Origin of the sequence: Streptomyces sp. NPDC088261, from assembly GCF_044740805.1 — a bacterium.
Classification (GTDB): domain Bacteria; phylum Actinomycetota; class Actinomycetes; order Streptomycetales; family Streptomycetaceae; genus Streptomyces.
Genome location: NZ_JBIURL010000009.1, coordinates 1 through 22,051, shown reverse-complemented (window position 1 = coordinate 22,051; position 22,051 = coordinate 1). Strand labels below are relative to the sequence as shown.

The 22,051-nt window shown below is 73.8% G+C and carries 15 protein-coding genes; 9 read left to right on the top strand and 6 right to left on the bottom strand.

What is annotated here, in order from left to right:
• Nucleotides 1–255: 255 nt before the first annotated feature.
• Together ACIODU_RS18775 and ACIODU_RS18770 are read left to right on the top strand one after the other, a co-directional pair.
• Nucleotides 256–1,167 carry a hypothetical protein gene (locus tag ACIODU_RS18775; RefSeq protein WP_356431260.1) on the top strand — a complete coding sequence of 304 codons (912 nt, stop codon included), beginning with the start codon at nt 256–258 and terminating at the stop codon, nt 1,165–1,167.
• 112 nt (nt 1,168–1,279) lie between these two features.
• Nucleotides 1,280–6,829, top strand: a complete 5,550-nt coding sequence (locus ACIODU_RS18770) for a hypothetical protein (RefSeq protein WP_401768768.1) — start codon at nt 1,280–1,282, stop codon at nt 6,827–6,829.
• 31 nt (nt 6,830–6,860) lie between these two features.
• Here ACIODU_RS18770 and ACIODU_RS18765 read toward each other — a convergent pair whose 3' ends face one another.
• A complete protein-coding gene (locus ACIODU_RS18765; RefSeq protein ID WP_401768766.1) occupies nt 6,861–7,397 on the bottom strand; it encodes a hypothetical protein in 537 nt (178 codons plus the stop codon).
• A gap of 519 nt (nt 7,398–7,916) precedes the next feature.
• Between ACIODU_RS18765 and ACIODU_RS18760 the strand changes: the two genes are divergently transcribed.
• The 4 genes from ACIODU_RS18760 to ACIODU_RS18745 all read left to right on the top strand — a co-directional run bounded on the left by ACIODU_RS18760 (nt 7,917) and on the right by ACIODU_RS18745 (nt 12,374).
• Nucleotides 7,917–10,847 (top strand): nitrate- and nitrite sensing domain-containing protein, encoded by a 2,931-nt coding sequence (locus tag ACIODU_RS18760; protein ID WP_401768765.1) that lies wholly within the window; start codon nt 7,917–7,919, stop codon nt 10,845–10,847.
• Nucleotides 10,844–11,287, top strand: coding sequence for a roadblock/LC7 domain-containing protein (locus tag ACIODU_RS18755; protein ID WP_161312779.1), 444 nt, complete (start codon nt 10,844–10,846; stop codon nt 11,285–11,287). Before ACIODU_RS18760 ends, ACIODU_RS18755 begins: the two co-directional genes overlap by 4 nt.
• A 12-nt stretch (nt 11,288–11,299) precedes the next feature.
• Nucleotides 11,300–11,695, top strand: coding sequence for a DUF742 domain-containing protein (locus ACIODU_RS18750; RefSeq protein WP_161312778.1), 396 nt, complete (start codon nt 11,300–11,302; stop codon nt 11,693–11,695).
• Nucleotides 11,696–11,768: 73 nt separating this feature from the next.
• Entirely contained in the window at nt 11,769–12,374 is a 606-nt protein-coding gene (locus ACIODU_RS18745) for an ATP/GTP-binding protein (protein WP_161312777.1), read from the top strand.
• 82 nt (nt 12,375–12,456) lie between these two features.
• On the opposite strand, the gene ACIODU_RS18740 is transcribed toward ACIODU_RS18745, so the two are convergent.
• Nucleotides 12,457–13,266: a M15 family metallopeptidase gene (locus ACIODU_RS18740; protein WP_401768761.1), complete on the bottom strand. Its 810-nt coding sequence runs from the start codon at nt 13,264–13,266 to the stop codon at nt 12,457–12,459.
• An 88-nt stretch (nt 13,267–13,354) separates the two neighbouring features.
• Here ACIODU_RS18740 and ACIODU_RS18735 point away from each other — a divergent pair, with 88 nt between their 5' ends.
• Complete coding sequence (locus ACIODU_RS18735; RefSeq protein ID WP_401769152.1) at nt 13,355–13,867, top strand: NUDIX domain-containing protein; 513 nt, start codon at nt 13,355–13,357, stop codon at nt 13,865–13,867.
• Nucleotides 13,868–13,915: 48 nt separating this feature from the next.
• Here ACIODU_RS18735 and ACIODU_RS18730 read toward each other — a convergent pair whose 3' ends face one another.
• Nucleotides 13,916–16,276: a glycoside hydrolase family 31 protein gene (locus ACIODU_RS18730; RefSeq protein ID WP_401768758.1), complete on the bottom strand. Its 2,361-nt coding sequence runs from the start codon at nt 16,274–16,276 to the stop codon at nt 13,916–13,918.
• Nucleotides 16,277–16,446: 170 nt separating this feature from the next.
• Here ACIODU_RS18730 and ACIODU_RS18725 point away from each other — a divergent pair, with 170 nt between their 5' ends.
• Nucleotides 16,447–18,441, top strand: a complete 1,995-nt coding sequence (locus ACIODU_RS18725; RefSeq protein ID WP_401768755.1) for an acetoacetate--CoA ligase — start codon at nt 16,447–16,449, stop codon at nt 18,439–18,441.
• A 92-nt stretch (nt 18,442–18,533) separates the two neighbouring features.
• Nucleotides 18,534–19,442, top strand: coding sequence for a hypothetical protein (locus ACIODU_RS18720; protein ID WP_401768753.1), 909 nt, complete (start codon nt 18,534–18,536; stop codon nt 19,440–19,442).
• 60 nt (nt 19,443–19,502) lie between these two features.
• Here ACIODU_RS18720 and ptsP read toward each other — a convergent pair whose 3' ends face one another.
• From ptsP to ACIODU_RS18705, 3 genes are all read right to left on the bottom strand, one after another.
• Nucleotides 19,503–21,173 carry a phosphoenolpyruvate--protein phosphotransferase gene (ptsP, locus tag ACIODU_RS18715; protein ID WP_401768752.1) on the bottom strand — a complete coding sequence of 557 codons (1,671 nt, stop codon included), beginning with the start codon at nt 21,171–21,173 and terminating at the stop codon, nt 19,503–19,505.
• Nucleotides 21,173–21,628 carry a PTS glucose transporter subunit IIA gene (locus tag ACIODU_RS18710; RefSeq protein WP_356431278.1) on the bottom strand — a complete coding sequence of 152 codons (456 nt, stop codon included), beginning with the start codon at nt 21,626–21,628 and terminating at the stop codon, nt 21,173–21,175. The genes ptsP and ACIODU_RS18710 overlap by 1 nt, the downstream gene beginning before the upstream one ends.
• 231 nt (nt 21,629–21,859) lie before the next feature.
• Nucleotides 21,860–22,051: hypothetical protein (locus ACIODU_RS18705; protein ID WP_356431280.1), on the bottom strand; the 192-nt coding region annotated here is incomplete at its 5' end.

Sequence of the window (22,051 nt, the reverse complement as noted above, 5' to 3'; positions counted from 1 at the left end):
GCGGTCGGCGACCACGCCTTTGACGGGCCCGTGGCCGGCGGCGGGCCGGGTGCGCCCCGGTGACCCCACCCCTCGCCGCGGTGGACCGGCGGCGCGGCCCCGGCGGGCGACGGGCGGGGCGGATCGGAGCCGTACAAGAAAGGCAGGAGGAGCGGCGAGACCGGGGCTCCCGTCCCCGGGGCGCGGTGGCCGTGCCTCGTCGGGCCGTCGGGTCGTTCTCGTCACAGCCAACCCCCAGCGCAAGGAGCAGTCCCCGTGAGCGACCACCCCGCCGAGCACTCGGCCGCGTGGGGCGAGCCCGCCGTCGTGGAGACGGCCGAGCGCGCCGTCCCGGCGGCGAGCGGTGCGGTCACGCCCGCCGACGCGGCCGACGCCGCCCGGCTCGTCTCCTTCGGCCTCCAGCCCAAGCTGCTCCCCGCCCGCGACGCGGAGTACACCGAACTGCTGCGCCGCTACCGCGAGGACACCGCCTTCGCCCGGATCGCCGACGCCGTCGCCACCGGCTTCGGCCTCGTCGTCCTGGAGGTCTCCCCCCGCGCCGGCATGGCCGTCACCGCCGCCGAGGACTCCGTCTTCGCCGTCCGCATGGGCGACTACGCGCGCCGCGCCGCCACCGACTCCGCCGACCGCTTTCTGCACGGCCTCGCCCATCTGGCCGTCGCCGCCATGGCGTTCCCCCGGCCCGAGGACCTCGCCGACGACGGCTACATCGGCCGGATCACGGTCAACGGGGTCGACGGGTTCGTCCGCCAGGCCTGCCGGCGGCTGGAGGAGCGCGCCGAGGAGGACGGCGAGAACACCGACCCGTCCACGGACGCCCCCGGCCTCGAAGCCGCCTGGCGGATCTACTCACGGCGCAGCGCCACCGGCGCCACGAAGGACGCGCGGCGGCTCGCCGGTTCCACCACCGGCATCGTCGGCAAGGCCGTCGCCTTCCTCACCGACTCCGGCTTCCTCCAGCGCACCGGCGACGACGCCGGAGGCGCGTACCGCACCACCGCCCGCTACCAGCTCCAGGTACGGGACATGGCCGGCCACGCGGCCATGACGGAGCTGCTGGAGCTGGGCGTCGTCCCGGTCACCGACGGCTCCGCCACCCTGCTGCCGCCACGCGACGGTGACTACCTGGACCTGGTCGCCGACGCGGGACTGCCCTTCCACTCCTGACGGCGCGTCGCCGTCCGTCACCCGTCCCCCCCCACACACACCCGCCTTCCACGCCCGCCTCCCAGACTCGCCCCCCACACCCGCACCGTTCACCAGACGAGAGTCCGCCGCCATGTACGAGCTGTCCCGGGTCCGCCTCTACTCCATCGGCCCCGCCGGTGCGCGCTACGCCGACACCGTGCTCGACCTGCGCGGAGTGGGCGCGCCCGTGCCTCACCCCGCCCCCGCCCAGGCGGAGTTCTTCGAGGAGGAGCCCGTCGGGCCGCCGCGCAGGCCCGCCCCCGCCGGCGTGCTCTTCCTGGAGAACGGCGGTGGCAAGTCCGTCCTGCTCAAGCTGATCTTCTCGGTGATGCTCCCGGGACACCGCAACACCCTTGGCGGCGCCAGCTCCGGCGTCCTGCGCAAGTTCCTCCTCGCCGACGACTGCGGTCACGTCGCCCTGGAGTGGCAGCACGTCCTCACCGGCGAACTCGTCGTGGTCGGCAAGGCCAGCGAGTGGCGCGGGCGCCAAGTCTCCAACGACCCGCGGAAGTTCACCGAGGGCTGGTACTCCTTCCGGCCCGGCCCCGGGCTCAGCCTGGACTCCCTGCCGGTCGCCGAGGCCACCGCCGTCCGGCCGCTCGCCGAGGGCGCCTCGGGCGCGCGCGGCCGGCGCCGCACGATGAAGGGCTTCCGGGACGCGCTCACCGAGGCCGGCAAGTTCTACCCCCACCTCGACGTCCACTGGGAAGAGATCCACGACCGCTGGAACGAACACCTCGGGGATCTCGGCCTCGACCCCGAACTGTTCCGCTACCAGCGGGAGATGAACGCCGACGAAGGCGAGGCCGCCGGTCTCTTCGCCGTGAAGAAGGACTCCGACTTCACCGACCTCCTGCTGCGCGCCGTCACCGACACCCGTGACACGGACGGCCTCGCCGACCTGGTCGGCGGCTTCGGCAACAAGCTGGGCCGCCGCGCCGAGCTGACCGCGGAGCGCGACTTCACCGCGGGGTCGGTCGATCTGCTCGGCCGTATCGTCGAGACCACCGGGACGCGTGCGAGGGCCCGCGACATCCACACGGCCGCCGAGCGCCGGGCCCGTACGCTCGTACGGCGGATCGCCGCCCGCGCGGCCGAGGAGCGCGGCCGGGCCGCCGAACTGGCCCAGCGGGTCACCGCCGCCGCGCACACCGTGACCGGCGCCGAGCAGGCGCGCGGCCGCAGCGCGCTGATCGCCGCCGAACTAGCGTACCGGCACGCCTCCCTGGCCCTCGCCGTCGCCGAGAAACGCGCCGCCGCGCAGCGCCGTGAACTGACCGAGGCCCGTACGCTCCACTCCGCCTGGCAGGCGGCCGAGGCCGTCCTGCGGCACCGCGCCGCCGCCGACCGCGCGGCCCGCGTGGCCGTCGCGATCCGCGAGGCCGAGCGGGACGCGGCGCCCGCGCTGGCGGCGCGCGCCACGGCCGCGGGTGATCTCGTACGGGCGCTGCACGCCGCCGCCGAGGACGGCGAACGCCTCGCGAACGAGGAGGAGGAGCGTTCCGCCGTCCTCCAGGAGACGGGCGAGGCCGCCCACCGCGACGCGACCTCCGCCGCGACCGAGGCGCAGCGTGCCCGCAGCGAGATCGGCCATCTGCGGCAGCGGCTGGGCGAGGTGGAGCAGGAGACGACGGAGGCGGTACGGGCGGGCTGGCTCGACGACACCGCACCGGACGCGGACCCGGCGCGCGCGGCGCTCGCCGCGACGGACGCGGAGAAATCGGCGGTGGCGGCGTGGGACGGGGCGCGCGAGGCGGCCCGTGCGGCCGCGGAGCACGCGCGGGAGGCGGCGGCGGAGGAGTCCCGCGCCGAACTGACGGCGGCCCGCGCCGCCGACGCGGCCCTGGCCGCCGAGCACGCGTACGACGCGGAGCGCCGCGCGGCCGAGTCGCTCGCCCGGGACGAACGCCTCGCGGAACTGCTCAGCCTGCCTCCGACCCCCCACCCCGCGGTCCCGGCCCCCCGCACGGCCCAGCCCCCACCCCGCACCAGCCCCGCCACCCACGAACGCTCGTCCCGCCCCACCAGGGTCACCGCGAAGCTCCCCACCCCACCGAGGGAGACGACGCGGTCCGAGGCCGACACTTCCCCGACCCCCGACGAAGCCCGGGACGTTTCGCCGGACACGGCGTCGGCCGAGGCCGGCCGGCCGGGCACCGGAGCGCGCGGGGCCACCGGCGCTGGCGCGCCGGGCCTGACCGCAGACGGGCGCCCCCGCCCGACCGAACCCCCCGGCGAAGCCGGTCCCGCGGGCCAGAACCATGCTTCGGCGACGCCCGGCGGAGGCGGCCGGCCGGGTACGACGACGAACGAGCACGACGGCTCGGGCGAGGCCGGCCCACCGGCTCAGGCCCACGCTTCGACGACGCCCGGCGAAGCCCGAAACGGCACGTCGGCCACGGCGTCGGCTGCGGACGCCGGGACGGCCGACCGCCCGTCCGCCACCATCGGCGAAGCCGCTCCGAAAGGGCAGGGCGGTTCTGCGCCCGGCGGCGCCGGAATCGGGGCCCACGGCCGCAGTTCGCTGGTGCCCGGTGCGGGCGCGGGTGGTTCCGGTGAGGACGGGAGCGTGTCGGAGCCCGCTGGGGCGGCGTCGGGCGGAGGGCGGGTTCTCGGCAGGGGTGGTGAGCCGGGTGGCGTCGCCCCCGGGGCGTACGACGCCGTAGGCGCGGCCGGTACGGAGTCCGGCGGCCCGCGTCGTCAGGCTCACGACGACCTCGTGGGCGCCGACGCGGCAGACGGCACCGCCCCGGCCGGCGACGCCGACGACCACGGGGCCCCCGCCCGCCGCAGGCGTTCCGCCCCCCGCCGCGCCTCCGACGCGCCCCTCACCCCCGCCGAGTTGGACCGGTACGCCGACGAACTGCGTGAGCTGCTCGACCAGGGCATCGCCGCCGCAGAGCGGCAGCTGTTCGACCTCCGTACCGTCGCCGCCGACGACTCCCGGATCCTCGGCGCGCTCGGCGACGGCGGGTTGCTCCCGCCCGGGCCCGACGTCCTGGCCACCGTCGAGTACCTGGGCGAGCACGGCATCCCCGCCCTCCCCGGCTGGCGTTACCTCGCCCAGGCCGTCGACCCCGGCGACCACGCCGCCGTCCTCGCCGCCCGCCCCGAGCTGGTCGACGGCGTCGTGATCACCGACCCCGCCTCGCACGCCCGCGCCCGCGACGCCCTCGCCGGGGCCGCCCTGCTGCCCCGCTCCGCCGTCGCCGTCGGGACGGCCGCCGCGCTGCTCGCGCCCGTCCCCGGCCCCGGCGCGCCGGGACTGGACGACGGCGGGGTGTTCCTCGTACCGCCGAACCCGGCCATGCACGACGAACACGCCGCCGACGAGGAGCGCCAGGCCCTCCGCGCCCGCGCCACCGTCCGCGACGAGGACATCAAGCGGCTCGCCGCCCGCCTGGCCGGCGACCGTTCGCTGGCCGCCCGCCTCGGCTCCTGGCGCGCCGACTGCCCGCCCGGCATGCTCACCGAACTCGCCGAGGCGGCCGAGACCGCCAGGCGGACCGCCGTGACGGCCGAGGCCGCGCTCGCGGAAGCCCGTACGGTACGGGCCGAGGCGGACGAGGCCGCCGCCGACACCGCCCGCGTCCGCGAGGAACGGCAGGAGACCGCCCAGCGCGCCCGCCGCGTCGCCGACGCCCTCGCCGGCCTCGCCTTCCGCCTCCGCGAACGCGCCGCCTGGCAGGCGAAGCTCCGCGAACTGGCCGACGACGCCGCCGAGTCCGAGGCCAGGGCCGCCGCCTGCCTGGAGCGGGCCCGCGCCTCGGACGAGGACCGCAGAACCGCCCAGCGCGCCGCCGACGACGCCCGCCGCACCGCCCGCGCCCTGCGCGCCGAACGCGCCGAGATCGCCGGCGCGCCCGAGACCCTCCCGGAGCCCGCCCCCGACGCCCCCCGCATCGCCCTGCCCGCCCTGCGCGAGGCCTACCGCGCCGCCTCCCAGCTGTACGAGAAGGTCGGCGTCGGCGCCGACCTCCGCGCCGAACAGTCCCGCGCCGAGAGCGACGAGAGCGCCGCCGTCACGGAGCTGGACCGGCTCAGCAACAAGGTCCGCACCCGCGCCGCCCACCTCCTCGAATCCACCGACGGCGCCGACGGCCCGTCCCGCCAGGCCGCCGCCGCCCGCGCCGAATCCCTCGTCCAGATGCTGGAGACCCGCGCCACCACCGCCAGCGAGCAACTGGGCCGCCTGCGCGGCGAGGCCGAACGCCTCGCCCCCGCCGACGGAGAGGGCGACGGCGGCGCGCACACCGAACTGCCCGACGACCTCGTCCCCGCCGACGTCGAGCAGGCGCAGAGCATGCTCCGTACGGCCACCACAGAACGGGCCCTGCGCACCGACGCGTTGGACACCGCCCGCGCAGCCCACGCCGAACTGCTCCACTCCCACCGCGCCGCCGAGGACGCGGCGGGCGGCTTCGACGAGACGAGCGCCCTCCTGCGCGACCTGCTGCGCGGCGCCGCCGCCGACGACCCCGCCGCCGACGAGACCACCGAGCCCCCGGAGCCGTATCCCGGCAGCCTGGAGGAGGCCAGACAGGCCGCCGCCGAGGCCCGCCGGTCCCTGCGCGGCTGTGCCCAGGACCTCTCCACGGCGGACGCCGCCCTGCGGGGGACCTGCGACGTGCTCGTACGGCACGCCAACTCCACCCGCTACGAACAGGTCAGGACCCCGGCCCGCCAGCAGATCCGGGAACTGCCCGCGTCCGCCCTGCCGGAACACGCCGAGCGCTGGGCGGCGGCCTTCGCCCCCCGGCTCCGCGTCCTGACGGACGAGCTGGCCCAGCTGGAGCGCAACCGCGAGTCCATCGTGGACCGGCTGCGCGGCCTGGTCGAGTCCGCCCTGACCACGCTCCGGTCCGCCCAGCGGCTCTCCCGGCTGCCGGAGGGCCTGGGGGAGTGGTCCGGGCAGGAGTTCCTGCGGATCCGCTTCGAGGAGCCGGACCGTACGACCCTCACCGAGCGGCTCGGCGAGGTCGTGGACGAGGCGACCCGCGCCGCCCTCAAGAAGAACTCCGACCTCCGCAGGGACGGCATGTCCCTCCTCCTGCGCGGCGTCCAGGCGGCGCTCCAGCCCAAGGGCATCGCCGTCGAGATCCTCAAGCCGGACGCCGTGCTGCGCGCCGAGCGTGTCCCCGTCGGGCAGATGGGCGACGTCTTCTCCGGCGGCCAGCTGCTCACCGCCGCGATCGCCCTCTACTGCACGATGGCGGCGCTCCGCAGCAACGACCGGGGCCGAGACAAGCACCGCCACGCGGGCACGCTGTTCCTCGACAATCCGATCGGCCGCGCCAACGCCACGTACCTGCTGGAGCTCCAGCGCGCGGTGTCGGACGCCCTCGGCGTGCAACTCCTCTACACCACGGGCCTCTTCGACACGACGGCGCTCGCCGAGTTCCCCCTGGTCATCCGGTTGCGCAACGACGCGGACCTGCGCGCCGGGCTGAAGTACATCAGCGTGGAGGAACACCTGCGCCCCGGTCTGCCCAAGCAGGACCCGGACGGCGAGGTCGTCCACGGCGAGATCACCGCGACCCGTATGTTCAAACGGAGCCAGGACGCCGTCGCCCCCGAGGGCCAGGCCGCAGCCACCCCCGAAGGAGACGCGGCCACCCCCGAAGGAGCGGCCACCCCCTAAGGCGTGTCCGGCGAGATCAGGCCCCAGGCCCTCACGCCCGGCTCAGCCGACCGCTGCCGGCGTGCTCGCGCCCCCGCTCGCCCGCCAGGCCGTGGCTCCGCTCCGGAGCCCGGCCGTCGCGGGGCCTCTCTATGCGTCCCCCGGCGCGCTCCGCGTCCCGCGCCGAACTCCGCGCGGTCCGGCGCGCCCTGCGCCGCTCCCGGCGCAACTGGCGGGCCGTGCTGCTCGGTACGGACACCACGCCGTTGCGCTGGTTCCACACCTGCCGTGTCACCCAGACGTCCAGCACCGACCAGGTCGCCACCACCGTCGACGCGACACTGCTGATCACCATCGGGAACGCCAGCCACGAGGCGCTGAGCGTGCCGAGAAACGCAATCATGGCCTGAATCAGCGTCACCGCCGCGATGATCACCGCGCGGACCGCCGCCCTCCTGACCGGATCCGGCATGCGGTACCTGAGCGCGGGCTCCTCCACCCAGAGCTGCCGCGAACCTCCCGGGAAACCCTGCGAGACCCCCGAGAAGTCGTCCGCCGGCGCCGCACCACGCCGCTGATCCGTATCCATGGACCCGTCACTCCCCACCACTGTCCGACCACCACTCCGGCCCCCGAGGCCCCCGCATGTCCGGCCTCAAGGGTGACTGCCCGACTTCCGCCGCTTCACGCCCGCCCACGACGACATCCGCACGTACGGCACAAGGACACCCGCACGTACGGCACCAGGACATCCGTACCCACGACACCAGGACATCCCCGCCCCCACGGAGACCCCGCACACAGGACATCTCCGTACACAAGGACGACCGGCGGCGCGGGAACATTCCCGGGCGTGACCACGGCAGAACGATTCCGGCCAACTGGTTGAGAGTTCATACGTCGTCCGGCCCGCCGAATTTCGCCCCAGCAACGGACGGCAACTCGCCGAATACCGGGACAACTCATGATCAAGTCGTAGGGAGGCGGCCGAAAAACATACGGACGTGCCTTCGAGTTGTCGGTGTGACAGTAGTAGGCTCGCGCCGTTTGTTGACGGAAGTTCACCGGGAGACCCCCGCACCGGGCGGGGATCGAGCAGGGGGAGGCCATGCGCTTTCGCGGGAAGTCGATCCGCCGGAAGATCGTGGCGCTGCTGCTCGTGCCGCTCGTCTCGCTCACCGCCCTCTGGGCCCTGGCGACGACGCTCACCGGCAGCGACGCCAAGCGGCTCCTGGACGTCGGTTACGTCATAGGCAAGGTCGGCGGCCCCGTCGAGGACACGATCCGCGTCGTCCAGAACGAGCGCAGGCAGACGCTGATCTACCTGGCGGACCCCCGCGCCCCCGACGCCCGGGTCACCCTCCAGAAGAGCCGCACCGACACCGACAGGGTCGCCGCGCGCGTCAAGGCGAACGCGACCCCCGACGTCCGCTCCGACCTCGACTCCGTCACCGCCCAGCAACTGACCGCCGTCATCGGCGGACTGGACGACCTGGCGACCACACGCCGTTCGGTGGACAACAACAAGATCTCCCGCTCCGGGGCCCTGGACTTCTACAGCCGGATCGTCGACCCGGGCTTCACCTTCCTCGCGACCCTGCACGGTCTCCAGGAAGTGGACGCGGACAACTGGGGCCGCGCGCTGATCGGCATGTCCCTCGCCCGCGAAATGCTCTCCCGCGAGGACGCGCTGGTCACCTCCGCGCTGATGACCGGCAGCATCAACGCCCAGGAGATCCGCCGGGTCTCCGACCTCGTCGCCAACCGCACCCTGCTCTACCGCACCAACCTCTCCGACCTGCCCGCCCGGGACCGCGCGATCCTGGAGCAGTACTGGCGCACCCCCTCGACCCTCACGCTCGGCTCCACCGAGGACAGCCTGATCACCGCCGGCGCCGGCGCGAGCCCCGCCGTGATCGACGTGGCCGGCTGGCAGAAGCTGACCGGCCCCGTCCTCGACGACCTGCACCAGGAGAGCAACCGCGCCGACACCCTCTACGCGGCGCACATCGACCCCCTGCGCACCGGCACCTACTTCCGCGCAGGACTGGCCAGCGTGCTCGGCTTCCTGGCGCTGCTCGTCTCCGTGATCGTGTCGGTACGGGTCAGCCGCGACCTGATCCGCGACCTCTCCCAGCTCCGCAAGGAGGCCCACGAGGTCTCCGGCGTCCGCCTCCCCAGCGTCATGCGCCGCCTCGCCGCGGGCGAACAGGTCGACGTGGAGACCGAGGCGCCGCGCCTCGACTACGAGAAGGACGAGGTCGGCCAGGTCGGCCAGGCCCTCAACACGCTCCAGCGCGCCGCCGTCGAGGCCGCCGTCAAACAGGCCGACCTTCGGCGCGGGGTCTCCGAGGTGTTCGTCAACCTCGCCCGGCGCAACCAGGTCCTGCTCCACCGTCAGCTCACACTCCTGGACACCATGGAGCGCCGTACGGAGGACACCGAGGAACTGGCCGACCTCTTCCGGCTCGACCACCTCACCACCCGCATGCGCCGCCACGCCGAGGGCCTGGTGATCCTCTCCGGCGCGGCACCCTCCCGGCAGTGGCGCAAGCCCGTCCAGCTGATGGACGTGGTGCGCGCCGCCGTCGCCGAGGTCGAGGACTACGAGCGCATCGAGGTCCGCAGGCTCCCGCGCATCGGCGTCGGCGGCCCGGCGGTCGCCGACCTCACGCACCTCATCGCCGAACTGCTGGAGAACGCCACGGTGTTCTCGCCCCCGCACACCGCCGTCCAGGTGCACGGCGAGCGGGTCGCCAACGGCTTCACCCTGGAGATCCACGACCGCGGCCTCGGCATGGCCCCCGAGATGCTCCTCGACGCCAACCTGCGGCTCGCGGAGACACCGGAGTTCGAGCTGTCCGACACGGACCGCCTGGGCCTGTTCGTGGTCAGCCGGCTCGCCCAGCGGCAGAACGTCCGCGTCTCGCTCCAGCCTTCCCCGTACGGCGGGACCACCGCCGTCGTCTTCCTCCCGGTCGCGCTGCTCACCGACGCGCCGGAGACCGAGGGCGTGGGCTTCCGGCTCGACCGCAAGGGCACGGCCGAGCGCGGCCGGGGCCGCGCCGAGAGCGGGTCGACCGGCCGCCTCACCGCGCTGGCGCAGATGCCGGCCGGACTGGGCAGCGGCCCTTCCGTGCTCGACGGACCGGTCGAGCTCGAACCACCCGTGGGTCCGCTCGGCAGGGACACCCGGCCGATACGTGGCGGAGGTGACGGCATCGCCGGTCTCGAGGATCCGGACAGCGAACGCGGCGGGCTCTTCCGCGCCCGCGAGCACCTGCGCGATCTCGACCTCGACCTGGGTCTCGGCGGGCGGGACGCGGGCCGCGACACGGGCGAGTCCTGGCAGGCCCGCGAGGACGTACGGCTCTCGCACGACGAGGTACGGCCCGCGCGGGACGGCGTCCGCAGCGCACGCGACGAGGCCCGTGAGGCCCGCGACCGGCGTGACGGCCGCCCGCCCACCCCGGAGCCGCACGACCTCCACGAGCCGTACGAGCCCCGGTCCGGGCCGGCGTCCGGGGGATCCGACGATCCCCTCTCGCTGCCCCGCCGCAAGCCGCCGACCCTGGTGGCCGACCGCGGCCGACGGGTCGACGAGACCGGCCGTACCCGCGCCGAATCCGCTCGCGGAGCGGCCGAACCGCCGTCGGGCGGACCGCTGTCCGGAGTCCCCGCGCCGCTGAGGGGCCGCCCGGCGGCCGCCCGCGGAGACGCCAGGACCGACAGGACCACCGGCGCCGACAGGGCCGGCAGGGCCGACCCGACAGCCGAGGCCCCCGACCTGCTCGGCGGCCTGCCCCGCCGCGTACGGCAGGCCAGCCTCGCACCCCAGCTGAGGGACAGCGCCCCCGAGCGCGCCCCCGGACAGGCGCCCGCCGGCCGGCAGGACGGCGAGCGGGACGCGGACGAAGTACGCAACCGTATGGCCTCGCTCCAGCGAGGCTGGCAGCGTGGTCGCCGGCAGAACGACGCCGAAGAGACCACCGGCCCCGGTGAGACAGACAGAACCACATCGGAGGGGGACGGTCGATGACCGCACCGAACGCCGCAGCACGCAACTCCGCCGACCGGGACGGCGCCGGAGAGCTCAACTGGCTCCTCGACGAGCTCGTCGAACGCGTGGCCAGCATCCGCAAAGCACTCGTGCTCTCCGGTGACGGCCTCGCGACCGGCACGTCCAAGGACCTCACCCGGGAGGACGGCGAGCACCTCGCGGCCGTCGCCTCCGGCTTCCACAGCCTCGCCAAGGGCGTCGGCCGGCACTTCGACGCCGGCAGCGTCCGGCAGACCGTCGTGGAGCTGGACGAGGCGTTCCTCTTCGTCACCGCCGCGGGTGACGGCAGCTGTCTGGCCGTCCTGTCCGACGCCGACTCCGACGTGGGCCAGGTCGCCTACGAGATGACGCTGATGGTCAAGCGGGTCGGCGTCCACCTCGCCACGAGGCCGCGGTCCGGTCTGCCCGCCGGAGGGTGAGTGGGGGCCGACATGAGTGACGAAGATCAGGACGCGCAGCACTGGTTCGACGGCGAAGCCGGACCGGTGGTACGCCCGTACGCCATGACGCGCGGCCGTACCAGCACCGCGACCCGCCACCGGCTCGACCTGATCGCGATCGTCATTCCCGAGCCCAAGGCGGACGACCCCGGCCGGGACCAGATGCTCTCACCCGAGCATGTGGAGATCGTCGACCGCTGCAACGACAGCCCCCAGTCGATCGCCGAGCTCTCCGCGAGCCTGGACCTGCCGGTCGGGGTGGTACGGGTGCTGGTCGGCGACCTCGTCGAGGACGAGATCGTCCATGTCACCCGCCCCGTCCCGCCGGCCGAACTGCCCGACGTGAGCATCCTCCGCGATGTGATCGACGGCCTGAGGGCGCTCTGACGTACGTCAACCGACCACCTGGGACCCACGATGCATCCGAACCGCACCCACCCCTCCGGGGAAGAAGAGAGCCATGACCCTCGGGCGCACTAGCCACCGGCCCCGCCCGGTCGACCCGGTCACACTGAAGATCCTGGTCGCCGGCGGGTTCGGGGTCGGCAAGACCACGTTGGTGGGCGCCGTCAGCGAGATCAGGCCGCTCCGTACGGAGGAGCGGCTCAGCGAGGCCGGCCGCCCCGTCGACGACGTCGACGGGGTCGAGGAGAAGACGACCACCACGGTCGCCATGGACTTCGGCCGGATCACCCTCCGCGAGGACCTGGTCCTGTACGTGTTCGGCACCCCCGGCCAGGACCGGTTCTGGTTCCTCTGGGACGAGCTGGCCCAGGGCGCCCTCGGCGCGGTGGTCCTCGCCGACACCCGGCGCCTCGCCGACTCCTTCGCCGCCGTCGACTACTTCGAACGGCGCGGGATCCCCTTCACGGTCGCCGTCAACTGCTTCGAGGGCGCCGACCGCTTCCCCGGCGAGACCGTCCGCGCGGCGCTGGATCTCGACCCCGAGGTCCCGCTGGTGATGTGCGACGCGCGCGAGCGGGAATCCGTCAAGGAAGTCCTCGTGACGGTCGTGGAGCACGCGCTGAACCGCGCGCAGCGCCACCGCGAGCACGCCGTCACCTGACCCGGGCGGCCCGGCGGCCCCGGCGAGGCGGCCCGTACCCCCGACCACCGGGGTACGGGCCCGCCCGCGCGTCGTACGCTCGTCAGGACCCGGCCACCGACCGCCACGCCACGGGGAAGTCGAAGTAGGTGTCGGGGAAGACCTCCGGCCGGTGCGTGAAGTGCCACCACTCCTCGGGCAGGTTGGTGAACCCGACCTCCTCCAGCGTGCTCTTCAGCAGCTGCCGGTTGGCGCGCTGCACCCCCTGGATCCGCGGGTCGTCGGTGTGCGCGAGCGGGTCGAAGCAGTCGTAACCCGTGCCCATGTCCACCGAGTTGTCCGGGAAGCGCTCCGCGCGCGGGGCGTAGCACGGGACGAGCGTCTCGCCGGGCACGTACGGCCGGGTGGGCAGGGCGGGCAGTTTCACCAGCGTCAGATCCACCGTGCTCCCCCGGCTGTGCCCGGACTTCTCCGCGATGTAACCGTCCTCGAACAGCCGCGACTTGTCGACGCGCGGATAGAACTCCGCCTTCATCGCCTCGTCCTGGAGATCCTTCGCCCACCGGACGAAGTGGTCGACGGCCCGCTGCGGCCGGTAACAGTCGTACATCTTCAGGGAGTAGCCCTGGCGCAGCAGCTTCCGCTGCGCCAGGCGCAGCGCCTCGGCGGCCGGCCGGGTCACCAGACAGACCGGCTGCCGGTACCCGTCCACCGGCACCCCCATGAAGTCGTGGGGCGTGGTGTACCGCATCTCCTGGATGATCGTCGGCGCGACCGACCGCAGCGCCACGAACTCCTCCGGAGCCCGCGGCCCGGTGACGGCGCCCGCCGCCGGCGCGGGAAGGGCGGGAAGGACGAGCAGAGCGACGGCGGAGGCGGTCAGCACCCGCAGGAGTGACACAAGAGGGCTCATGAGCCCTTTCGTCTATCAGGTTCCCGGGGACGGCGGAAGGGTGATCGGATACAGTCCGCGCGTGTCCGAGCCCGAGAAGAAGCCTCCGATGAACGCGTACTGCGGCAGCTGCGGCGCGCCGTACCCGCCCGGCGCCGGCTGGCCCCGTACGTGCGCGGTCTGCGGCGTCACCGCCTACCGCAACCCGCTGCCCGTCGCCGTCGCGCTGCTCCCCGTGACGGACGCGAAGGGGCGCGCGCTGGTGGTCATCACCCGCACGATCGAACCCATGCGCGGGGGAGTCGCCCTGCCCGGCGGCTTCATCGACCACCGCGAGGCCTGGCAGCACGCCCTCGTACGGGAGTTGGGGGAGGAGACGGGCATCGGGGCGGCCGAGGAGGACGTACGGCTGGCCGACACGCTCAGCTCCCCGGACGGGCACCTCCTCGTCTTCGGCCTGCTCCCCGAGCGGCCCGCCGCCCAACTCCCGCCGTCCGCCGCCACGGACGAGACGACGGGCTGGCATCTGCTGCGCGCCCCCGCAGAGTTGGCGTTCCCGCTGCACACCGAGGCGGTACGGTCCTGGTTCGCCGGCCGGTACGACACGGGGCCACGCCGCTGACCCGCGCGCGGCGGGGGCGGCCCGGCCCACCACCGGACCGCCCCCGCATCACCCCCCGGACGCCACGCCCCGTACCCGTACGGTCCGCTCCGGCTCCACGGTCCCCCCGTCCGTCACCCGCTCCACCCGGACCCGGCCGTCCACCACCCGCGAGGTGTACCGCTCCACCTCCGCCGTACCCCAGCCGTCGCCCGGATCCCCGATCACCAGCCCGCCCCCCGTCCGCCCGGGCGCCGGCGCCCACGCCTCCAGCTCCACCGCCCCGTCCGCGCCGCGCACCGGTATCACCGCACCCGCCCGCGCCAGCACCGGGACCCGCGACAGCGGCGCGTCGACCACCACCTGGCCCGGCCCCTCGTACGCCTTCCCGGTCGCCGTGTCGTACCACCGCCCCCGGGGCAGCCGCACCGCCCGCCGGTCCGCCCCGCGCGCCAGCACCGGCGCCACCAGCAGACCGTCACCCAGCATGAACGCGTCCTCGCAGTCCCGCAGCGCCCGGTCCTCCGGCGCCCCCCACCACACCGGCCGCACGTACGGCGCCCCCGTCAGCCGCGCGAGCTGCGCCAGCGTCATGAAGTACGGGCGCAGCCGCTCCCGTTCGGCCAGCGCGGCCCGCGCGTGTTCCAGCACCTCCGCGCCGAACTCCCACGGCTCCCTGCGCCCCGCGTCGATCGCCGCGTGCGTACGGAACAACGGCAGGTACGCCCCCAGCTGGAACCACCGCAGATACAGCTCCGGCGTCGGACTCCCGTCAAAACCGCCGACGTCGGGCCCCGAGTACGGCACCCCGCACAGCCCCAGTCCCAACACCAGCGCCAGCGAGGCCCGCAGCCCCGGCCACCCCGTCGCCACATCGCCCGACCAGGTGCCGCCGTACCGCTGCATCCCCGCCCACCCCGAGCGCGAGAACAGGAACGGCCGCTCGTCCGGGCGCAGCTTCCGCAGCCCCTCGAAACCGGCCCGGGACATCTCCAGGCCGTAGACGTTGTGCGCCTCCCGGTGGTCACCGCCCCGGCCCTCCAGCCGGTGCCTGGCCGAGCGCGGCAGCGTCGTGTCACCGAACGGCGCGAAGGACACCGGCTCGTTCATGTCGTGCCACACCCCGGAGAACCCCTGCGCCAGCCGCTCCGCGTACAGGCCGCCCCACCACTCCCGTACCCCCGGATCCGTGAAGTCCGGATACACGCACTCACCCGGCCAGACCACCCCCCGGACCTCGGCGCCCCGCGCGTCCCGTACGAACACGTCCGCCGCGCGCCCGCTCTCGTACACCGCGTTCCCGTCCGCCGCCTTCACCGCCGGGTCCACGATCGACACCAGCCGCACCCCGTCCGCCCGCAACTCCCCGGCCAGCCCCGGCAGATCGGGGAAACGCTCCCGGTCCACCGTGAACACCTGATGCGCGTCGTAGTGATCGATGTCGAGATGCACCGCCGACAGCGGAAGACCACGCTCCCGGTACCCGGCGACGATCCGCCGCACCTCCTCCTCACTGCCGAACCCCCACCGCGCGTGCTGCGGACCCAGCGCCCAGGCCGGCGGCGGTACGGGCGCCCCGGTCAGCGCCGTCCAGCCGTGCAGGACCCGCGCCGGCGTGCCGATCACCACCCAGCACCGCAGCGGCCCGCCGTCCATCCGCAGCTCGCTCGTCCCGGGCCGGTCGTGCCCCGAACCCGCGCCCTCCTCGCCCTCCCGCAGGGTCACCCGCCCGTCCCACGAGTTGTCCACGAACGCCAGATGCGTCCCCGCGTCCGCGACCACCAGCTGCACCGGCATCGTCACGTACAGCGGATCGTCCTCGGGACCGAAGCGGCCGCCGGGATCCGTGTTCCACAGCCGGTACGTCCCGTCCGCCAGCCGCGGCCCCCGCGCCCGCCCGCCCAGCCCGAAGAACCGCGCGTCCGCCGCCACCTCCGTCCGCTGCACCCACCGCGCCACACCCCCCGCGACCGGCTCCCACCAGCGCGGCGGCAGCTCACGGCGCAGCACCACCCCGCCCGGCGTACGGATCTCGATCCCGCCGTGCCGCGACACCGTCACCATGACGCGCTCCGACACCACCCGCCAGCCGCCGTCCGTGTTCGGCTCCAGCACCGCCCGGGGATCGGGATCCGGCGGCGAACCCGCCAGCGCGTACGACGGCAGCGGCTCCGCGCCGTCCCATCCCCAGAACACCGCACCGCCCACCGTCACGCACACCCGCAGCTCCGCCCGCGCGAACCGCACCACACCCCCGCCGGGCTCGGGCCGCGCCCCCGCCGCCTGCCCCGGCACCCTGGCCCGCTCGGCGCCGCGCACCGGCAGCGCCCTCGCGTCCGTACGGCGCTGCCGCCAGGCCGACCGCACGGAGCGGAGCCCCTGTACCGACCCGACCACTTTCATCGAACGCACCAGTTCACGACCGTCCATGCTGCTCAGCCTGCCACTCGTCCGACACCGGAAGGCGTTCGTTCAACTTCCGTTCACCCGGGGTGGGGGCACCCGTCCGCCCCCGTGGACGGGGGGGAGACCGACATCTGGTGCGAAAGACGATCACATGGCATCGTCCCTGTCAGCCGCGTCAAGACCGGGAGCCGCACATGACCACAGCCGCCAGCCCCGTACCGCTCTGGCAGCCCGATCCCGCACGGATCGCCGCCGCCGCGGTCACCCGCTTCCAGACGTGGGCGGCCGAACGGTACGGAGCCCCGGCCGAGGGCGGCTACGCGGCGCTGCACCGCTGGTCCGTGGAGGAACTGGACACGTTCTGGACCGCGCTCGCCGACTGGTTCGACGTACGCTTCAGCACCCCGTACGAACGGGTCCTCGGCGCCGACACCATGCCGGGCGCCCAGTGGTTCCCCGGCGCCACCCTCAACTACGCGGAACACGCGCTGCGCACCGCCCTGGACCCGGGCCGCGCCGACACCCCCGCGCTCGTGTACGTGGACGAGACCCAGGAACAGCGCTCCGTCTCCTGGTCCGAACTGCGCGACCAGGTGGGGGCGCTCGCCGCCGCGCTGCGCGACCTCGGCGTACGCCCCGGGGACCGCGTCAGCGGCTACCTCCCCAACATCCCGCAGGCCGTCACCGCCCTGCTCGCCACCGCCGCCGTCGGCGCCGTCTGGACCTCCTGCGCCCCCGACTTCGGCGCCCGGGGCGTCCTCGACCGCTTCCAGCAGGTCGAACCGGTCGTCCTGTTCGCCGTGGACGGCTACCGCTACGGCGGCAAGGAACACGACCGTACGGAGACCGTCGCCGAACTCCGCCGCGAACTGCCCACCGTCCGGGCCGTCGTCCACGTCCCGCTGCTCGGCACCCCGGCCCCCGAGGGCACGCTCGAATGGTCCGCCCTCGTCGAACGGACCCCCGACACCGGCGACACCGCGACGGCGGTCTTCGAACAGGTCCCCTTCGACCACCCCCTGTGGGTCCTCTACTCGTCCGGCACCACCGGCCTCCCCAAAGCCATCGTCCAGTCCCAGGGAGGCATCCTGCTCGAACACCTCAAGCAGATCGGCCTCCACTGCGACCTCGGCACCGAGGACCGCTTCTTCTGGTACACCTCCACCGGCTGGATGATGTGGAACTTCCTGGTCGGCGGCCTGCTGACCGGCACCACGATCGTCCTGTACGACGGCAGCCCCGGCTTCCCCGCCGTCGACGCCCAGTGGCGCGTCGCCGACCGGACCGGAGCCACCTTCTTCGGCACCTCCGCCGCGTACGTCATGGCCTGCCGCAAGGCGGACGTCCACGCCGCCCGTGACCACGACCTCTCCCGCGTACGCTGCGTCGCCACCACCGGATCACCCCTGCCGCCCGACGGCTTCCGCTGGCTGGCCGACGAGGCCGGCGACGACCTGTGGATCGCCTCCGTCAGCGGCGGCACCGACATCTGCAGCTGCTTCGCCGGAGCCGTACCGACCCTGCCCGTCCACCTCGGCGAACTCCAGGCGGCCTGCCTCGGCACGGACCTCCAGGCCTGGGACCCCGAGGGCCGGCCCGTGATCGAGGAGGTCGGCGAACTGGTCGTCACCCGGCCGATGCCGTCCATGCCGGTCCGCTTCTGGAACGACCCCGACGGCAGCCGCTACCACGACAGTTACTTCGACACGTACCCCGGCGTCTGGCGCCACGGCGACTGGATCACGCTCACCGACCACGGCTCGGTCGTCATCCACGGCCGCTCCGACTCCACCCTCAACCGTCAGGGCGTCCGGATGGGCTCCGCCGACATCTACGAAGTGGTCGAACGGCTGCCCGAGATCCGCGAATCCCTGGTCATCGGCGTCGAGGAACCGGACGGCGGCTACTGGATGCCCCTCTTCGTCCACCTCGCGGAAGGACAGCGGCTGGACGACGACCTGCGGGCGCGCATCGCGTCGACCCTCCGCCGGGAGCTCTCACCCCGCCACGTCCCGGACGAGATCATCGAGGTCCCCGGCGTCCCGCACACCCTCACCGGCAAGCGCATCGAGGTTCCCGTCAAACGCCTCCTCCAGGGCGCGAGCCTCGACAAGGCCGTCAACGCCGGATCCGTCGACCACATCGAACTCCTCCACTTCTACGCGGACCTGGCCCGCGCACGCCGCTGACGGCCCGGCCGCCGGACACCCGCCGCCGGCCCCGCTGTCAGACCCCTCGATTACTCTGAGTGAGCAATGATCGACAGCGCTCAGGGGGAGTCATGGCGCACACCGGCCACACCAGGCAGACCGAGACCGACCGCACCCGGCGCCGCCGGCTGCGGCGCGAAGTCCCCAGCACCGTCGGCCTGCTCGCCGACGAGCAGGACTTCACCGCGATGCGGCGGTACGACACCTTCACCTTCGACGACCACGCGACCTACCTGCGGCAGATCGAGGCCCTGCTGAGATCCCTCACCGCCCAGGGCGTCCACACCACGGTCGCCCTCTTCGACCCCGACGAATACGCGGAGTTCTGCGCGGCCGGCGGCCACGACCCCGACAGCACCGCCAGCCGCAGCCGCTTCACCGCCACCATCCCCGCGACCGGCGCCGCCGTCGCCTACACCGGCCAGCCCCTCGACACCCTGGTCCCGCTCCTCATCAACACCGCGGTCCGCAAGGCCACCTGGGAGTACGTCACCGCGCTGCTCGCCGACCTCGGGGACTGCGCCGATTGCGGCCAGGACATCGGACGAGCCGCCTTCGACCAGGCGTCGCGCCTCCTGTTCGCCCTCCTCGAAGCGGCGGGACCCGGCACCCACCACCTGGTGTGCAGCATCCCCGCCGCCGACGAACAACTCCTCGCCGCCCTCCAGGCCGACCACACCGGCGACACCTCCGCCGCCGTCGACCCCGAGGAAGGAGCCGAGTTCGTCTCGGTGCTCGCCGCGGGCATCGCGCTGGAACGGCCCGGGGGAGTGGTGCTCCGTACGACCACACCCGGCACCCCCGACCGCCTCCACGGCTGGCGCCTCCTGCACGGACACCTCGTCCCGCTCACCGAGGCCGAGGTCTTCAGCGCCTACTGCACGGACGCGGACACCGGAGAACCACTCTCCCCGGAATCCGGCGTCGAATACCGCGCGGGACACGACCTGGGCATCGACCCCACGGACACCCACCACTGAACGCCGAAGGGGGCTTCCCGCCGGACCACGGCGGAAAGCCCCCAGGAGCCCCCGTCCCTTTCACTCGCCGGACAGCACCGCCTGCGCCGCCGCCCTGGCACCCTCGGCGGAGTCCGCGGCCCGCGCGGCCGACGCGGCACGCTCGCACTGCGCGAGCGTGTGCTTCGCCAACGTCGCCCGCACATACGGAATCGACGCCGACCCCATCGACAACGACGTCACCCCGAGCCCCGTCAGCACACACGCCAGCAGCGGATCCGACGCCGCCTCCCCGCACACCCCGCAGCTCTTGCCCTCGGCCTTGGCGCCCTCGGCCGACAGCGCGACCAGATCCAGCAGCGCCGGCTGCCACGGGTCCTGCCACCGCGCCACCGCCCCGACCTGCCGGTCCGCGGCGAAGGTGTACTGCGCCAGGTCGTTCGTCCCCAGCGAAAGGAACTCGACCTCCTGAAGAATCGACCGCGCCCGCAGCGCCGCCGACGGAATCTCCACCATCGCGCCGAACTTGGCGTGCAGCCCCGCCGCACGACAGGCGTCCGCGAACGCCTTCGCGTCCGCGCGGTCCGCCACCATCGGCGCCATGACCTCCAGATACACCGGCAGACCCTCGACGGCCCTCGCCAGCGCCGTCAACTGCGTCCGCAGCACGTCCGGGTGATCCAGCAGACTCCGCAGCCCCCGCACCCCCAGCGCCGGATTCGGCTCATCGGCCGGCGTCAGGAACGCCAGGGGTTTGTCCGCCCCCGCGTCCAGCACCCGCACGACCACCCGGCCCTCGGGAAACGCCTCCAGGACCGACCGGTACGCCTCGACCTGCTTCTCCTCCGACGGCGCCCGCTCACTGTCGTCCAGGAACAGGAACTCGGTACGGAACAGCCCCACCCCCTCCGCCCCCGCCTCCACCGCGGCCTGGACGTCGGACAGCCCACCGATGTTCGCCAGCAGCGGCACCTTGTGCCCGTCCGAGGTGGCACCGGGCCCGGTGACCCCCGACAGCGCCGCCTTCCGCGCCGCCGCGGCCTCCTCCAGCTCCGCCTGCCGCTCGGCCGACGGCTCCACGTGGACCTCGCCCGTACTCCCGTCGACCGCGATCAGCGTCCCCTCGGCCAACTCGACGGCCCCCGGCAACGCCACCACGGCCGGCACCCCGAGCGCCCGCGCCAGAATCGCGCTGTGACTGGTCGGCCCGCCCTCCTCGGTCACAAAACCGAGCACCAGGCTCGGATCGAGCAACGCCGTGTCGGCGGGGGCGAGGTCACGGGCGATCAGCACGTACGGCTCGTCACTGTCCGGCACCCCCGGCATCGGCACGCCCAGCAGCCGGGCGACGATACGGTTCCGCACATCGTCCAGGTCCGCGACCCGCCCCGCCAGATACTCCCCGGCGTTGGCGAGCAGAGCGCGGTACGAGGCGAACGCGTCGTACACGCCACGCTCGGCGCTGCTCCCCACGGCGATACGCCGCTCCACGTCGGCCAGCAGATCGGGGTCCTGGGCCATCATCGCCTGCGCTTCGAGCACCGCCTGCGCCTCACCGCCGGCCAGGTTGCCTCGCGCGTTGAGATCGGCGGCGACGGCGTCCACGGCCTGGCGGGCGCGCGCCTGCTCCCGCTCGGCCTCCTCGGGACCGATCTGCTTGGCCGGCGGCTCCAGCACGGTGGTCCCCATGTGCCGGACCTCGCCGATCGCCACCCCGTGGCTGACCCCGACGCCTCGCAGCGTCGTCCCCATTACGCCGACTCCCAGCCGAAGAGCGTGTCGCCGGCCTTCAGGTCGCCGTCCTCCACGACGGCGGACAGGGCGTCGGCCGTGGCTTCGAGCGCCACGACCGGGCAGATCGGGGACTTCCCGGCCGCCGCGACGGCGCCGGGGTCCCAGCCAATGACGGCCTGGCCGCGCTGGACGGTGTCGCCCTTGTTGACATGCGGTTCAAAGCCCTCGCCGTTGAGCTGCACCGTGTCGATGCCGAGGTGCGTCAGCACACCGTGCCCGTCCTCGTCGACAACCACGAAGGCGTGCGGGTGGAGGGAGACCACCACACCGTCCACCGGTGAAACGGCCACGGACGGTTTGAGGAGGGGATCGATGGCCGTACCGGGACCGACCATCGCCCCGGCGAACACCGGGTCGGGGACAGCGGCGAGTCCGATGGCGCGTCCGGCGAGTGGGGCCGTCACGATGGTCATGGGGAGCCTCCCTGGGGGCGGAGATTCGTGAGCCGCCGTCACCGCCTGTGAGGGGACGACGTGCCGTTCAGAACTGTAAGTCATAAGAAGTGACGGTTCCGGGCGTGACCTGCCGTACGACTCGACCCGTCGGAGGCCACAAATCGATTTGCCTGGGCCGCGAGACGGCATGTACTGTCGTACTCCTGCCTGACACCGACACGACTTCGAGTCGGGGGTCGGCAGCACCTATCAAACCTTGATCCTTACCTCGGGTCCGCTTTTGCATGTCTGCGGATCGGTGGTCAGGAACACTGAAAAGGCCTGATAGAGTTTGAAACACGAAATGCCGAAGGGAAGCGCCCGGAGGGCCCCGGAGACGGGACCGAAGGAAGCGTCCGTTCCTTGAGAACTCAACAGCGTGCCAAAAGTCAACGCCAGATA

Coding starts and splice junctions, on each gene's coding strand:
- ACIODU_RS18770 (WP_401768768.1), top strand. CDS start 1,280: ATGTACGAGCTGTCCCGGGTCCGCCTCTACTCCATCGGCCCCGCCGGT.
- ACIODU_RS18730 (WP_401768758.1), bottom strand. CDS start 16,276: ATGGACGGTCGTGAACTGGTGCGTTCGATGAAAGTGGTCGGGTCGGTA.
- ACIODU_RS18740 (WP_401768761.1), bottom strand. CDS start 13,266: ATGAGCCCTCTTGTGTCACTCCTGCGGGTGCTGACCGCCTCCGCCGTC.
- ACIODU_RS18750 (WP_161312778.1), top strand. CDS start 11,300: ATGAGTGACGAAGATCAGGACGCGCAGCACTGGTTCGACGGCGAAGCC.
- ACIODU_RS18735 (WP_401769152.1), top strand. CDS start 13,355: ATGAACGCGTACTGCGGCAGCTGCGGCGCGCCGTACCCGCCCGGCGCC.
- ACIODU_RS18765 (WP_401768766.1), bottom strand. CDS start 7,397: ATGGATACGGATCAGCGGCGTGGTGCGGCGCCGGCGGACGACTTCTCG.
- ACIODU_RS18745 (WP_161312777.1), top strand. CDS start 11,769: ATGACCCTCGGGCGCACTAGCCACCGGCCCCGCCCGGTCGACCCGGTC.
- ACIODU_RS18725 (WP_401768755.1), top strand. CDS start 16,447: ATGACCACAGCCGCCAGCCCCGTACCGCTCTGGCAGCCCGATCCCGCA.
- ptsP (WP_401768752.1), bottom strand. CDS start 21,173: ATGGGGACGACGCTGCGAGGCGTCGGGGTCAGCCACGGGGTGGCGATC.
- ACIODU_RS18755 (WP_161312779.1), top strand. CDS start 10,844: ATGACCGCACCGAACGCCGCAGCACGCAACTCCGCCGACCGGGACGGC.
- ACIODU_RS18710 (WP_356431278.1), bottom strand. CDS start 21,628: ATGACCATCGTGACGGCCCCACTCGCCGGACGCGCCATCGGACTCGCC.
- ACIODU_RS18720 (WP_401768753.1), top strand. CDS start 18,534: ATGGCGCACACCGGCCACACCAGGCAGACCGAGACCGACCGCACCCGG.
- ACIODU_RS18760 (WP_401768765.1), top strand. CDS start 7,917: ATGCGCTTTCGCGGGAAGTCGATCCGCCGGAAGATCGTGGCGCTGCTG.